This is a genomic window from Alistipes sp. cv1, from assembly GCF_900240235.1.
Taxonomy (GTDB): Bacteria; Bacteroidota; Bacteroidia; order Bacteroidales; family Rikenellaceae; genus Alistipes_A; species Alistipes_A hominis.
Genome location: NZ_OEPW01000003.1, coordinates 151,058 through 166,461, shown reverse-complemented (window position 1 = coordinate 166,461; position 15,404 = coordinate 151,058). Strand labels below are relative to the sequence as shown.

Here is a 15,404-nt window from a genome sequence, read left to right as displayed (position 1 = left end):
GTAATTTTGCGCCCTGAAAAAGCAAAAAGAAACCATGAAACAGAAGTTATTGAGTGTAACAGGATTGTTGACTATATGTCTGGTATCGTGCAAGGAGGCTGTTCCTCCGCAACAGCCAGTGGATTATTCGGTACAGACGGTTGCCAGGACCGATGTGACGCTTACGGAGTCTTATTCCGCTTCGGTGCGTGGACGGCAAGACATCGAGATCTATCCGCAGGTATCCGGAACGATTCAGCGCGTCTGCGTCAAGGAAGGAGAAAAAGTACGAAAGGGACAATCACTCTTTATTATTGACCGGGTGCCGTATGAAGCGGCACTGCGCACGGCCGTGGCTAATGTTCATGCCGCCGAAGCGCAGGTCGAGACGGCGCGGATCACTTTCGAGAGCAAACAGGAACTGTTCCGGCAGAATGTCGTTTCGGAATTCGATCTCTCGACCGCCCGCAATGCGCTGGCCGTCGCCGAAGCCTCGCTGGAGCAGGCCCGGGCCGAGGAGGCCAATGCCTGCAACAGCCTCTCCTATACGGAGGTGAAGAGCCCCGCCGACGGCGTGGTCGGCACGATTCCTTATCGGGTGGGCGCATTGGTCGGCCCGACCTCTTCGCAGCCCCTCACGACCGTGGCCGACAATTCGGAGATGTACGTCTACTTTTCGATGTCCAAGAATCGGTTGCAGGAGCTGGTCATGCGTTACGGTTCGCTCGACCGGACGATCGACAACATGCCCGCTGTGCAGCTGCGGCTGAACGACGGAACCCTCTACGCCGAAGAGGGGCGCGTCGAAAGCATCAGCGGCGTGCTGAATCCCGAGACGGGAAGCGGTTCGCTGCGCGCTGTATTTCCAAACCCGAACCGCATACTGTTCAGCGGCGGCACAGGGAATGTGGTAATCCCGCAACATTTGGAGAATGCAATCGCTATCCCGCAGGAAGCGACCTATGAATTACAGGACAAAATCTTCGTCTATCGTGTCATTGACGGCAAAGCTGTCGCTACACGTATCGAGGTCAGTCCGATTCACGACGGTGTGAACTACACCGTGACGAAAGGTCTTTCGGCCGGTGACGTAATCGTCACGACGGGCGTGGGTTTGCTTAACGACGGCGACGAAATCAAGGTGAACAACAAAGCAGGAGGTAACGTATGAATCTGAGATTTTTTATAGACCGTCCGATCTTCTCAATCGTCATTTCGATTACGATCGTATTGTTGGGCGTTATCGCCCTGACAACCCTTCCGGTCGAACAATATCCCGACATTGCGCCACCGACAGTACAGGTAACGACCTCCTATCCCGGAGCCAATGCCGAGACGGTGCAGAAGGCCGTCATCGTGCCGCTCGAAGAGGCAATCAACGGCGTAGAGAATATGTCATACATCCACTCCGAAGCCTCCAATACGGGTGATGTGACGGTAAACGTATATTTCCGTCAGGGGGTCAATGCTGACATGGCCGCCGTGAATGTACAGAACCGCGTGTCGAAGGCTCAGGGACTGCTCCCTGCCGAAGTGACGAAAATCGGCGTGCAGACCCTCAAACAGCAGAAGTCGCTACTGAAGGTGGTTGCTCTGTACAGCCCCGACGACAGCTACGACATGCAGTTCATCAACAACTACATGAAGATCAACGTCGAACCACGCATGAAACGTATTGCAGGCGTTGGCGAGTTCAATGTGCTGGCATCGAACTACTCAATGCGTATCTGGCTCAAACCCGACATCATGGCACAGTATAGACTGATTCCCTCTGACGTGACCGCTGCCCTTGAAAAGCAGAACCTCGAATCGGCGACGGGCGCATTCGGTGAGAACCACGAGAACGCCTATGAATATACAATCAAGTGGAGCGGTCGTCTTTCGACGCCCGAACAATTCGAACAGATTGTCATCCGCTCACTGCCTAATGGGGATATTCTGCGTCTGAAAGACATCGCCCGTGTGGAGATGGGTGACGAGGCGTACACTTACCGTGCCCTTACCGACGGCCACGCCGGGTGTATCGGCGAAGCATACCAAAGTGCCGGATCGAACGCTACGGAGGTGGTGGAGAATATCGACACCCTCATAGCAGAACTGACGGAAAACCTGCCCGACGGACTGGCGTTCGCCGACCTGTTGAGCGTGAACCGTTTCCTCTACGCTTCGATGGAAAACGTATTGAGGACGCTTATCGAGGCAATTCTGTTGGTCGTGTTGGTGGTTTACGTATTCTTGCAGGACATCCGTTCGACGCTGATCCCGGCCATCGCCATCGTCGTCTCGCTGGTCGGGACGTTCACCGTCATGTCGCTGCTGGGCTTCTCGATCAACCTTTTGACGCTCTTCGCCCTCGTGCTGGCGATCGGCACGGTGGTCGACAACGCCATCGTGGTGGTCGAGGCGGTGCAGGCGCGTTTCGATGTTGGTTACAAATCGTCGTATATGGCAACGAACGATGCCATGCAGGGCATCACGGGTGCGATCGTCACCTCGACGTTCGTCTTTATGGCCGTGTTTATTCCCGTTTCGATGATGGGAGGTACATCCGGTGTCTTCTATACACAGTTCGGTATCACGATGGCTGTCGCCGTCGGGCTTTCGGCGGTCAATGCCTTGACGCTTTCACCTGCCTTGTGCGCTCTGATGCTGCAACCTTACGTCGATGAGGAAGGTAATGTACGGGAGAATTTCGCTGCCCGCTTCCGCAAGGCGTTCAATGCCGCTTTCTCGGTGATGGTGAAACGTTATGTACGCGGTGTCATCTGGTTTGTACGCCACCGTTTTGTGGCATGGGGGACACTGGTTGCCGCTGTTGTGCTCCTTGTCCTTCTTATGAGAAACACACAGACGGGACTTGTCCCGGACGAGGATACGGGATCGGTCATGGTGAGCATTACCACCAAGCCCGGTACGTCGCTTTACACAACGACCAAAGTGCTGTCGCAAATCGAGAAGGAGATTCAACAAATGCCGCAGGTAGAACACTATGCCACTGTGAGCGGTTATTCGTTCAGCGGTTCGGGCGCAAGTGCGGGCATGATTATCCTTTCGCTCTGCGACTGGTCGGAACGCTCCGGAAAGGGCGACGACGTACAGTCGGTCATCGACCGCCTCAACGCACTGTCTGCCAAGATTCCCGATGCGCAGATCTTCGCTGCCGCACCGCCTATGATTACGGGCTACGGCATGGTGAACGGCTTCGAACTGCATGTACAGGACAAGGCGGGCAAACCCGTCGCCGAACTGGACGAGGCGACGCGCAGATTCATTGCAGCACTCTCCGAACGTCCTGAAATCGGTGCGGCTTATTCGTCTTTCTCATCGGGCTATCCGCAATATACGCTCGACATAGATGCCGCGCGGTGCGAGCGGTCGGGCATTTCGCCGTCGGACGTGCTGGCGACCCTGTCGGGTTATTACGGCGGACAATATGTCTCTAACTTCAACCGCTTCTTGAAACTCTACCGTGTGATGATTCAGGCCGACCCGGCGTACCGCGTGACGCCCGAATCGCTGAACCACATCTATGTCCGCACATCCGGAGGCGGGATGGCTCCTGTCGGGCAGTTCGCACGGTTGACCAAGACCTACGGCCCGCAGTCGCTCAACCGCTTCAACCTCTACGGCTCGATTGCCGTGAACGGCGCGGCTGCCGACGGTTATTCGTCAGGCGATGCAATCCATGCCATCGGTGAAACCGCGCAGGCGGCGCTGCCCAAAGGGTACAGCTACGAGTTCGGCGGCATCACGCGCGAGGAAAGCACTTCGACGAGTAATACAGTGATGATTTTCGCCATCTGCTTTGTGCTGGTCTATCTGATACTGAGCGCTCTGTACGAAAGTTTCCTCATCCCGCTGGCCGTTGTGCTGTCGCTGCCCTTCGGTCTGTTCGGCTCGTTCCTTTTCGCTCAATTGATGGGACTGGAGAACAACATCTACATGCAGACGGGCATCATCATGCTGATCGGTCTGCTGGCCAAAACGGCGATTCTTATCACCGAATACGCCGTCAAACGCCGCGAGGCGGGCATGTCGCTCATTCAGGCCGCTGTCGGGGCTGCGAAAGTGCGTCTGCGTCCGATTCTGATGACCGCCCTGACAATGATTTTCGGTCTGTTGCCGCTCATGGTATCGACAGGAGTCGGAGCCAACGGCAACCGCACGCTCGGTTCAGGGGCCGTCGGAGGTATGCTCGTGGGAACGCTTGCCCTGCTCTTTATCGTACCCGTGCTGTTCGTCGCTTTCCAGTGGTTGCAGGAGAAGAGCCGCCCCGTACAGTTCGAGCGAGCTGCCGAGTGGTCGATACAAGCCGAAATGGAGGATTTGAAGACCCCGAAAAAGGAGGAATGATGAAAAAGACAATCATAATAACGATGACCGCATGCACATTGACTGCCTGCGGCATCTACAAACCATACACCCGCCCCGAAGTGCGGACCGGCAACCTCTACGGTGCGGAGTATTCGACGACCGACACCGCATCGGTTGCAAACATCGGTTGGCATGAGTTGTTCTCCGACGAGCGGTTGCAGCGTCTGATCGACACGGCATTGGTGCATAACACCGATTTGCAGGTTGCACAACTTCGCATCACTGAGGCAGAAGCCACGCTGAAAGCTGCGCGGCTGGCTTATTTGCCGTCGTTCAACTTCGCGCCGTCGGGAGGCGTGAGCAGCTTTGATGGTGCGAAAGCCGCGTGGACATACAGCGTTCCCGTTACGGCAAGTTGGGAGGTCGATATTTTCAGTCGTCTGACCAATACAAAACGGCGTTCGCGTGCGGCTTTGCTGCAAAGCGAAGCCTACCGTGATGCAGTGCAGGCGCAACTGATAGCCAACATAGCCAACTATTATTATCGGTTGTTGAGCCTCGACGCGCAAGTCGCTGTTACGGAGCAGGCTGTCGAACGCTATCGGGAGCAGGTACGGGTTATTCAGGCATTAAAAATGGCCGGAAACGTGAATGAAGCCGCCGTTGCCCAGACCGAAGCAACGCTACATGCAGCCGAAACGACACTGCACGATTTGCAGTATTCGATCAGGCAGACTGAAAATTCGCTGACACTTCTTTTGGGCGACACGCCGCACACGATCGAACGTGGCACATTGGATGCACAATCCACTCCGACGGAACTGGTCATCGGCGTTCCGCTGCAACTCTTGTCCCGCCGTCCCGACATCCGCCAAAGCGAGCAGGCACTTGTGCAGGCATTTTATGCAGCAGCCGAAGCCCGCGCCGCGCTCTATCCATCGCTGACGTTGAGCGGGTCGGCAGGTTGGACGAACAGTGCCGGAACCATTGTTGTCAATCCCGGAAAACTGTTGCTCTCGGCGGCAGGATCACTCCTGCAACCAATCTTCAATGCGGGACAGAACCGTGCCCGTGTGAAGATCGCGAAGGCGCAGCAGGAGGAGGCGAAACTCGCGTTCCAGCAAGCCCTGCTCAACGCCGGAGCGGAGGTGAACGATGCCCTGACGCAGGTGCAGACAGCCCGCGCCAAGACGAACTCGCGCCGCGAACAGCTCCGCTCGCTCGAACGGGCCGTCGAAAGCACGCAACTCCTGATGCGGCACGGTTCGACGACTTATCTTGAAGTGCTGACAGCACAACAGACTTTGCTTTCAGCCCAGCTCTCAGCCATTGCAGACCGTCTCTCCGAATTGCAAGGTGTCGTCTCGCTCTACCATGCACTCGGAGGAGGAATTGAATAAAACGGATGATGAACAAAATGAACGGATCTGCACCATAACCAAACGTCCCTTTACGGCAGACGAATTGGTGAAATGGTGCAGATTCGGTTCTTTTCCAATGAAAGACGTTCCCCACGGTTCTTCGATTTCACCTGTTTGGAAAAATACACCATTTCCAAAAGTAAAAAGCGAATCGCATTCATTTCTCCTCGATTCAAATAGTTTTCCTTATGATTTGATCGACTTAAAACTCCAAGTAGGGCAAGTCACGGTGAGCAACTCTCGGGAATGAGTTGATAGCAAGGCTATAGAATTCTCGGAGCAATCTCAGTATTGTCGGTGCCAAAGCCGTTTTAGTTCGGGCTTGCCCGGGTGTCACGAAAAATGTTTCGGGGGAGCCTAATACCTCGCCCGATATTCGTCATCGGGAGAATTGCCACTCAATCTGCAAGCAAAGGCAGTGGAATTGTCCGATATATGACGGATTATAGAATGGCAGTCAAATGGATAAAAAACATCTCTCCTTGTCGGAAGATTTAGATCTTAGTTCTCGGGCAGGTTTCGGCCGACAAAAGGGAATAAAAAGAATGTGTTACCCATAATTGTTTCTTGTGGGTTAAGAACAGGGTTGTTTCTCCGACATAATCCGTTCATTTCTCAGCGGTCGAATTACGACCTTTTCCTTGTCGATAATGCTACCGGCATTCGAGTGTAAGAATCCTGTTTCAGAGTACGATTTCGGTCATCGAAGTTCAACCGCATTTCTTTTCAGTTGTTTGCACGAAACGGTTTACTTTAGTTTTCTTGCCCTATATATAGAGAAATACTAAACTAAACAGAATTATATATGCCCGCGCGGGAATAAACTATACCGGCAAAAAAACATCGGGAGACCCGAAAATTCGGTGCCTGCTTTAGTCGAACAATCCGTTCACCAGATTGACCGCATCGTCCTTTTTCTGATTGATGATTTTGGCATACACCTGTGTCATTTTCACATCAGCATGGCCGAGTAATTTCGAAGTGGTGTAGAGGTCTGCACCGAGCGTCAGCATCATCGTTGCGAATGTGTGGCGGGCAAGGTGAGTAGTTATGGTCTTTTTTATGTTACAAATGTCGATCAGCTCTTTCAAATAAGTATTCATCTTCTGGTTGCTCAGAACAGGCAGCAATACGCCTTTCGTTACACAGTAGGGATGGTTTTCATATTTAGCCAGAATCTCCTGAGCAACTTCCAACAGCGGTATATTACACATATTTTTGGTTTTCTGCCGCATCTTCCTGATCCATTTATCCCCGTTGATGTCGATGGAGATATGTTCCGGGGTAAGTTGTTTTACGTCAGAAAACGCCAGTCCCGTGAAACAACAGAATACGAAGATGTCCCGTACCAGTGCAAGGCGTTCGATGCCGATTTCCTTTTGGCGGATAATTTCGATTTCGTGTTTTTCCAGAAAATCTTTTTCTACGGGATTCAGCGAAAACTTAATATCGGCAAACGGGTCTTTTTTCATCCACTCTTTTTGGATCGCTATCCGGGTAATTTTCTTAAAGTTCTTCAGGTATTTAGTCGTTGTATTATGATTGCATTTGCAGACGGTTTTCAGGTAAAATTCATAATCCTCGATAAACTGACGATTCATTTCATCAAGGTAAATGTCACTCCGTTTGTAGGTGTATTGCATAAATTCCTGCGTGTGTTTCAAACAGGTTTCGTAACGCTGGACGGTTGCAGGGGCCATGTCTATGCCGGAGAGTTTACGGCATTTCTCATTGTGTTCACGGAATAATTCCACCAACGTATGGCGTTCGGATTGATCCTTGCCTAAATAACGATCCATTACCTTTTGCGCGGTAATATATTCTTCTCCGTCCATTTCCATATCGCGGTGGATGCGCATAAATTTGGCTCGGACAGCATCCAAATACATATTCAATTCTTTTGTAAGCGGATTCCGTTCGTAGGCTTTTCCTTTGGCGTCATTCCATAGCTTCGGAGTGATTGTTTCTTTTACCGTCGTGTCAGCACGCATGCCATTAACTGTCACACGTACCTGAATAGGGGCCTCGCCCTTTTTGTTTGTTCGGGTTTTACGAATGTAAAACCCAAGACTGAAAGTTGTTTTTTCCATTTCACTTGATTTTTTGGTTACAAAATTATATTCGTCAAGTGCAGATGTCAAGAGGCAGAACCATGAACAATAATGCGTTACATACGTTTTTGGTGGCAATTTCCTAAAAATATTTTTGCCACCGAATTGCCACCGAAAAAACGCTTAAAACCGCATTTTTTCGCCATAGGCTTAAAAACAACAGACCCTGTAAATGTGTAATTTACAGGGTTTTGCTTCCTTATTCAGTGTCTTTTGGCGGAGAGATATGCTCTCGAACCTAAATAATTAAAGAGTATCATAAAATTGCAGTTTGCTGTTAATTACCAGATTATTACAAGTTGTAGTAAATTAAAATATCTCTAAATGGGTGTATATTTGGGTGTAGAATTTCATGTGCACCCAATTATGAATATCAAACGAAACATCATCTTCGCATTGGAAAACCGGAAAAAGAACGGCGTTCCGATCATAGAGAATGTGCCTATCCGTATGCGCGTGATATACGCAAGCCAGCGTATCGAGTTTACAACGGGCTACCGCATTGATGTGGCCAAATGGGATGCCGACAAGCAACGGGTAAAGAATGGATGCACCAACAAACTGAAGCAAAGCGCGTCCGAAATCAATGCTGACCTTCTGAAATATTATACCGAGATTCAAAACGTGTTCAAGGAGTTCGAGGTGCGGGAAACCATGCCGACCACACAACAGCTAAAGGATGCGTTTAACCTGCGAATGAAAGACACGCACGGGGAACAGCAGGAAGATGTTCGAATAAGCTTTTGGGAGGTGTTCGATGAGTTTGTCAAGGAATGCGGCAACCAAAATGACTGGACAAAATCCACCTACGAAAAGTTTGCAGCCGTAAAAGCCCACATTAAAGAGTTTAAGGAGGATGTTGCCTTTGAATATTTCGACGAGTTCGGATTGAACGAATATGTAAACTTCCTGCGCGACGAAAAGGACATGAGGAACAGCACCATCGGGAAACAAATCGGATTTCTCAAATGGTTCCTGCGCTGGAGTTTCAAGAAAGGTTATCATCAGCACACGGCATACGACACATTCAAACCGAAATTGAAGACTACCCCTAAAAAAGTCATATTCCTGACATGGGACGAGTTGAACAAGCTGAAAGATTATCAGATACCTCAAGACAAACAATATCTGGAACGTGTCCGGGATGTTTTTCTGTTCTGTTGTTTTTCGAGCCTTCGATATTCGGATGTCCGCAACTTGAAAAGAAGCGATGTCAAACCTGACCATATCGAAGTAACCACGGTAAAGACTGCCGACAGCCTGATTATCGAACTGAACGACCACAGCAAAGCCATACTTGAAAAATACAAGGATATCCAATTTGAGGACGACATGGTATTGCCCGTTATCAGCAATCAGAAGATGAATGATTATCTGAAAGAGCTGGGCGAGCTCGCGGAGATTGACGAACCTGTACGAGAAACGTACTACAAAGGGAACGAGCGTATAGATGAGATTTTCCCAAAATACGCATTATTGAGCACCCATGCAGGAAGAAGGACATTCATTTGTAATGCGCTGGCGTTGGGTATTCCGGCAGAGGTTGTAATGAAATGGACGGGACACAGCGATTATAAGGCTATGAAACCTTACATTGACATTGCCGACAGCATCAAGGCCAGCGCGATGGATAAATTCAATACGCTGTGATGATGGAAAAGGATATTTATACTTCGATAACGGAATTGACCGCAGTTTACGAAACGCTCAACAAATGTCTGAAGTCCGATCCCTGTACGACGAACGCTTATCAGGTTGACCGACAGCAGGCATATCGGGACTCCTACGCTGCATTGTGTGCCGTACCCGTGGAGCAGGTCGCTCTGCGCCTTATCGCCGAGGAAATCGGAGACCGTGTACTTGTCCGTTTGCGGGATTTGATACGGGAGAATATCCATATCTGCGAAACCCGCCAAGAGGTTTTCAGCCAAGTCGATTTCGAGGCTCTTTGCCGGCTTCAGGAGGAGTATCTGTTTGCCGGGAAACGTACATTGCTGGTGAACGACAGAAAACTGATCGAAGAATACCCCTATCCGACGGAGCGGGAGCGCGAACAGTTGTTGCGGGAAAATCGGTCGGAACTCAATGAACTCGATAACGAACGCAATCGCTACCGACAGGAAAATGTCGCATGGATATGCAAGGACTACTACGCTGCCATCTGCGAAACGAGCCGTTCGTTCGCCGCAGTTTTCGACAGCTATTTCCCTGTTGAAAAGAAAATAATAACATCCTCACCTACAGAATTGTACGTACGGCCGGCCGAAGCCAAAAGCATTTTGCCCGACGAAATTTTCCGGTCGCGGATATTCGACAAACTTCGTGAATTGGAATCGCGATTAATCAGGTCGGGCGACCTCGACGAAAACTTACATTGGCAGGCGAAGCACAAGAACGGCAAACCGGATATCAAACGGCTGGTTACGTTTCTTGCCGGTCTGCTCGATAACGGCTATTTCCTTCCGAACCGCGATGCGGCGATCAAATGCTTTTTCGAGGAGCGTTACCGAATCCCGATCGGCCAGAACTTCGAGCGCAAGCGACGCGAACCGCTGACGCAAGATTACCGTACGATCTTTTACGACCTTCCTTTTTAGTGTTTCGGCTACGACCGTAGTACGATTCCGTATCACATACTATTTTTATATATCATTCATAGTCAGTACAGTTATCCCGTATTGACTACGATTGCTCGCGCTCCGTTTTTTGCCGAATTACATTTGCACCACGATCGACCGGCCGGCGATCGCATGTCTTACCAAATGTGATTCGTCTATGGATATAAAAGCATTGAAATCGAAACCGCTGTGGCAGATGACGGGTGAAGAATTTCTTTACCTGCAACAGAACAGCAGCGAGCAACCGGAGCGACAGCCCTATGTCGTTGCTCCGCAGAGAAAACATGTTTACGGCATCGCGGGATCGCCGAATTGTTCGGATGTAGCCTACCAACGGCCAACCGCATCAAGAAAAGCGGAAAGATCGACAAAGCCATTACGCAAATAGGGCGCAAGGCGACCGCCGAACTGAAAGCGGCATGCCGCAACCTGTCCGACCAGTCCGAGCACTACCACAGGTACAAGGATTTGAACGAATACCTGCAAGAGAGGCAACGGGCGCAACACAAGAAACGATCGCACAGGCACAAGATATAGAGCATCGAGCAAACAGAGGGAGGAATAAGGAAACAAGAGCAAGCGGGAGGATCGGCACGCAAATCACAAGGCTCGCCTTGTTATAGCCCACTATAACTACCGGCTGCGCTTCGGTAGTTGTGGGCTCTCCGAGGGCTGGGCTTCGCCCCGTCCCACGAGGGCGCTGCCCTCGACCCGGCAAGGACTTTCAGCCCTGTGCAACCCGACCAAAGAGTGACCCTCTCTTTGGAAACTCCGCTCGGAGCATCGCCCCAAGACCCCAATCCTTTTATAGCTTATAGCAATCAAAGATTATGGCAAAGACATCGGACAACATACGCCCATGCAATATCGGGCAGAGCGAGGCGCACAACAGGCGAACACCCCAATACCTCGCCCGCATCAACAAAGAAAATATCTACCTGCGTACCGACCTTATGGACGACAACGAAGCGTGGGTATCACCGCGCATCGAGGGCATATCGCTTAGGGAGTATTATAAGTACATCGGCGAAATGGTCAAGGCGAAGACCGGACGGGCGATGCAGACCAAAGACCGTACACGGGTAAACCCGAAGACCGGGAAGACCGTTACCGTGCGCGGCAGTACGCCGATCAAAGAAGGCGTTATCGTATGCAAGGCCGACACGACGATGGAACAGTTACAGCGATACGGAAAATTGTGCCACGAGCGTTGGGGCATCACGCCCTTGCAGATCTTCATACACCGCGACGAGGGACATTACCAAACGCCCGGCGACAAAACCACATGGAAGCCGAACTACCACGCCCATATCGTGTGGGACTGGATGGACCACGACACGGGAAAGTCCTGCAAACTCTCGCCGCAGGACACGAGCGAAATGCAGACCATATTGGCCGAAGCGCTCGGTATGGAACGCGGCACGTCGAAAGAGTTGACCGGACGCGAACATCTGGAACGGACGGACTACATTATCGCCAAGCAGAAGCAAGAGGCCGAGAAAACCCGGGTAGCCAAAGAGCAGGCCGAAGCGGAACTGAAGGCGGTAAAAGGAGAGCTGAGAACTGAGAAGCTGAAAAACTCCGCCGCTGAGGTCGGCATGACCATTCTCGACGGTATCGGCTCGATGATCGGAACGTCGAAAGTCAAGCGGCAGCAACAGCAGATAGACGATCTTGCCCAAAAGAACGAACGCCTGCACTCCGAGATACGGAGGCAGAACAAGACGATAGACCGGGAGAGGCGGGAACATGAACAGACAGCCAAAGGACTTCAAGGCGAGATAGATCGCATTTACGGTTGGTTCCCCGATACGCCCCAGCTTGTCAAGTGGGGAGAGTATTGCCGTTCGCTCGGATTCTCCGACGGGCAGGCCCGTGATCTCGTAAATATGCGGCCTGTTCGTTTCTCCGGAGAACTCTATTCGCACGAACATTCCCAACACTTTGAAACCGAACACTCGGAAGCCCGGCTCATGCGGGATGAGAAAGGCCCCGGAGGGTTTCAACTGTTCATCGACCTAATACCGATCCTGCAATGGTTCCGGCAAAAAGCGAAAGAGTTTTTGGAGCATATCGGAATCAAAATCAAAGACCGTGAACAAGGGCAGGGAATGCGGATGAGATAGATCCCGCCCCAGTCTTTTGCTCCTTTCCCCGGCATTTTATTAATATATTTAGCCAAAATTCGTATATTTACCGCGACAAACCAATTAATTAGACGATGCCTATGGCATAAACGGAGAAATATTAAGAGATAAAATATAAAAAGCGTTAGCTTTTATTCTTGCTTTTGAAACTTGGCCGTTTTAATCGCAGACAAGAGTAAAGCGTAAACGCTCACGGTAACGTGGGCTTTACTCGTTTATTTGTCTGCACGGTTGGCCAAGACCTCAAAAGCAAATAAAAGGTACTGTCCCACGTCTTTTTTATATGTGTAACTAAACTTCCGCCGGGGGACGGGCGGGACCGATTTACACACATGAAAAACAATCTGCCTATTTCTATTCTATCGGTCGGAGCCGTGCCGACCGGGTTTGATCAATACGACATTACCGGCATCCGCAACGACATGAAAGATTTTCCCGGTTACGAACGGGTTAACGGATGTTCGCGGCTATGTCGGTGAAAAAAATCTTTTTATCGGTCATTTGCCTGTCGTGCTTTCTGTCGGCCCATGCCGGGCAGGGAGCCGATTCGGTGCGTATCTACTACCGGGCAGGCTACCGTTACGTAGAATCTGACTACCGCGACAACGGTATGCAGTTGTCACGTTTTACAGAATCTGTCCGCAGAGCACTCCGTGACGGAACGATAGAACGTATCGTAGTACGTTCCGGAGCCTCCCCGGACGGGGCTAACCGTGCCAACGAACTGTTGTCCGAGCGCCGTGCAGACTCTTTGGTTTCCTATATCGTCCGTCATACCGACGTTTCCGCCTCCCTGATCGACAGGCAGGCCGCCGGGATAGCGTGGGACGAACTGCGGGCACAGGTGGCCGCATCCGGCATGCTGTACCGCGACGAAGTGCTCGACGTGCTGGACAACACGCCCGTCTGGATCTTCGATGAAAAGAACCAGGTCGTGGGCGGCCGTAAACAACGGCTGATGGACCTGCGCGGCGGCGAACCTTATCGCTATATGCTGCGGGAGTTCTTCCCCGACCTGCGAAGCAGCGTCGTCGTGACATTATACTTCCGGTCGGAAGAAACACCGGAAAGCACGCAACCGCCTGCGGTCGCTCCGCCCCCTGCTCCGGAACCTGGACTGAAACCTGCGGAGAACGACGAGCCGCAACCGGCAACCGTTCCCGATACGGCCGCCGCACCTGAACGTACGGACGAAGCCGGGGAAGCAATCCCGGCACTTATAGGCAAGGCCAGTCCCGAAGCGAAGGGGTGGACTCCCCGGCTCGTAGTCAAGACCAACGCCGTCGGCTGGGCTATGGCCATAAGTAATGTCGCGGTGGAGATAGACCTCTCGCAAAGGTTGTCGCTCAACATCCCGGTTTACTACTCCGCATGGAACTACTTCAGCGGGACGACCAAGTTCCGCATACTGGCCGCCCAGCCCGAACTGCGTTATTGGCCCACGCGGGATCGCCGCTTCTTCGCGGGCGTCCACTTCGGCGTCGCCTCGTACAACCTCGCCCTCGGCGGCAAGTGGCGCATACAGGACCACGACGGGACGACCCCGGCTTTGGGCGGAGGCGTAAGCGTCGGCTACCGGATGCCCCTCGGCCGCAACGACCGCTGGAACGTCGAGTTCTCGCTCGGCGCGGGCGCGTACCGCCTGCATTACGACAAGTTCCACAACGAACCCGGCGGAGCGTATTCCTCGACCGTCCGCAAGACCTTCTTCGGGGTAGATAACGCCGCCGTGTCGTTCTCCTATACGTTCGACCTGAAAAAGAAAGGAGGCAGGCGATGAAAAGACTACTGTACCTGGCGATATGCCTTCCGCTGGCATGGCTGACCGCCTGCGACGTGCACGAATTTCCGGATGATTTCGGAACGCCTTCGACGATGGAGGTCCGGATCATGGTCGACATAAACTTCCTTACCCCTTTTGAGGATGTCCATGAAATTACCCGTGCAGGCGCTGCCGGAACGGAAAACGCCGCAGGGCCTGCCCGGTTGATCGTCGAGGCTTATACCGACAACCATCCCGGCGGGGAACTGTACCCTTCCGATATATACGGGGCCGAACCTTGCTTGCGGCAGGTGATCCCGTTGGACGAAAGGGCCTTTTGCGACGATCCCGTAGAACTGACGCTCGAATTGGCTCCCCGGGCCTACCTGCTCCTCGCATGGGCCGATTATCAGGATGCCGAAACGGGGGATGAATTGCATTACACGGCCGACAGACTTCACAGCGTATGTTTCTGCGGAACTTATCGCGGTAATGCGGAAACGAAAGACGCCTTCGCCGCCAACAAACGCATAGACCTTTCCCGATACAGAGGACAGCGGAACGCAGTCGTCGAGGAACGAATCACCCTCGACAGGCCCCTCGCCCGCTACGAGATCATCACGCGCGACGTGGCGGAGTTCCGGCGACAGCGTGCCGCCAAAGCGAGAACGGGCGGCGACCTCTCCTCTTTCCGGGTCGAAGTCGCCTACCGGGGATACCTGCCATCCACGTATAACGCGGCTACGGACAATCCCAGCGATGCCGTGCAGGGAGTCGCTTTCAACGCATCGCTGGCCGAAGTGAGCGAAACCTCGGCTACGCTCGCCTTCGATTATGTGTTCGTCAACGGTACAGAATCCGCCGTAACGGCCGACATACGCATATACGACGACGGAGGCGAACTCGTCAGCGAAAGCACCGGCATCCGCATTCCCTATAAGCGGAATGTCGTCACCCGGATATACGGGGACTTTCTGACCCGAAGCTACAATTCCGGTGTGGGCATCGATCCGGATTATGACGGAGAATACGATATCTACCTTTAAGTTTCA

At 52.2% G+C, this 15,404-nt stretch carries 9 protein-coding genes and 1 pseudogene; 9 read left to right on the top strand and 1 reads right to left on the bottom strand.

What is annotated here, in order from left to right:
• The first annotated feature begins 34 nt into the window (after window positions 1–34).
• From C1A08_RS06590 to C1A08_RS06580, 3 genes are read left to right on the top strand one after another with little or no spacing between them, the layout of a single operon-like run.
• Window positions 35–1,150, top strand: a complete 1,116-nt coding sequence (locus tag C1A08_RS06590; RefSeq protein ID WP_180951534.1) for an efflux RND transporter periplasmic adaptor subunit — start codon at window positions 35–37, stop codon at window positions 1,148–1,150.
• Window positions 1,147–4,332 (top strand): efflux RND transporter permease subunit, encoded by a 3,186-nt coding sequence (locus tag C1A08_RS06585; RefSeq protein WP_101572240.1) that lies wholly within the window; start codon window positions 1,147–1,149, stop codon window positions 4,330–4,332. Before C1A08_RS06590 ends, C1A08_RS06585 begins: the two co-directional genes overlap by 4 nt.
• Window positions 4,329–5,693, top strand: coding sequence for a TolC family protein (locus C1A08_RS06580; RefSeq protein WP_373419255.1), 1,365 nt, complete (start codon window positions 4,329–4,331; stop codon window positions 5,691–5,693). Before C1A08_RS06585 ends, C1A08_RS06580 begins: the two co-directional genes overlap by 4 nt.
• 893 nt (window positions 5,694–6,586) lie before the next feature.
• Here the strand turns inward: C1A08_RS06580 and C1A08_RS06575 are convergent.
• Window positions 6,587–7,804 carry a site-specific integrase gene (locus tag C1A08_RS06575; RefSeq protein ID WP_101572238.1) on the bottom strand — a complete coding sequence of 406 codons (1,218 nt, stop codon included), beginning with the start codon at window positions 7,802–7,804 and terminating at the stop codon, window positions 6,587–6,589.
• Between the two features lie 387 nt (window positions 7,805–8,191).
• On the opposite strand from C1A08_RS06575, the gene C1A08_RS06570 reads away from it, so the two are divergent.
• From C1A08_RS06570 to C1A08_RS06545, 6 genes and pseudogenes are all read left to right on the top strand, one after another.
• The gene (locus C1A08_RS06570) at window positions 8,192–9,475 is read left to right on the top strand and encodes a site-specific integrase (protein ID WP_101572422.1); all 1,284 of its coding nucleotides are present in this window, start codon (window positions 8,192–8,194) and stop codon (window positions 9,473–9,475) included.
• Between the two features lie 2 nt (window positions 9,476–9,477).
• The gene (locus C1A08_RS06565) at window positions 9,478–10,422 is read left to right on the top strand and encodes a hypothetical protein (protein WP_101572236.1); all 945 of its coding nucleotides are present in this window, start codon (window positions 9,478–9,480) and stop codon (window positions 10,420–10,422) included.
• A 217-nt stretch (window positions 10,423–10,639) separates the two neighbouring features.
• Window positions 10,640–10,863: pseudogene (locus C1A08_RS13370) on the top strand (DUF3853 family protein); the annotation flags it as partial.
• 410 nt (window positions 10,864–11,273) lie between these two features.
• Window positions 11,274–12,569: a hypothetical protein gene (locus tag C1A08_RS06555; protein WP_145996529.1), complete on the top strand. Its 1,296-nt coding sequence runs from the start codon at window positions 11,274–11,276 to the stop codon at window positions 12,567–12,569.
• A gap of 490 nt (window positions 12,570–13,059) precedes the next feature.
• Window positions 13,060–14,370: a DUF3575 domain-containing protein gene (locus tag C1A08_RS06550; RefSeq protein ID WP_101572232.1), complete on the top strand. Its 1,311-nt coding sequence runs from the start codon at window positions 13,060–13,062 to the stop codon at window positions 14,368–14,370.
• A complete protein-coding gene (locus C1A08_RS06545; RefSeq protein ID WP_101572230.1) occupies window positions 14,367–15,398 on the top strand; it encodes a DUF6562 domain-containing protein in 1,032 nt (343 codons plus the stop codon). Before C1A08_RS06550 ends, C1A08_RS06545 begins: the two co-directional genes overlap by 4 nt.
• Window positions 15,399–15,404: the final 6 nt, after the last annotated feature.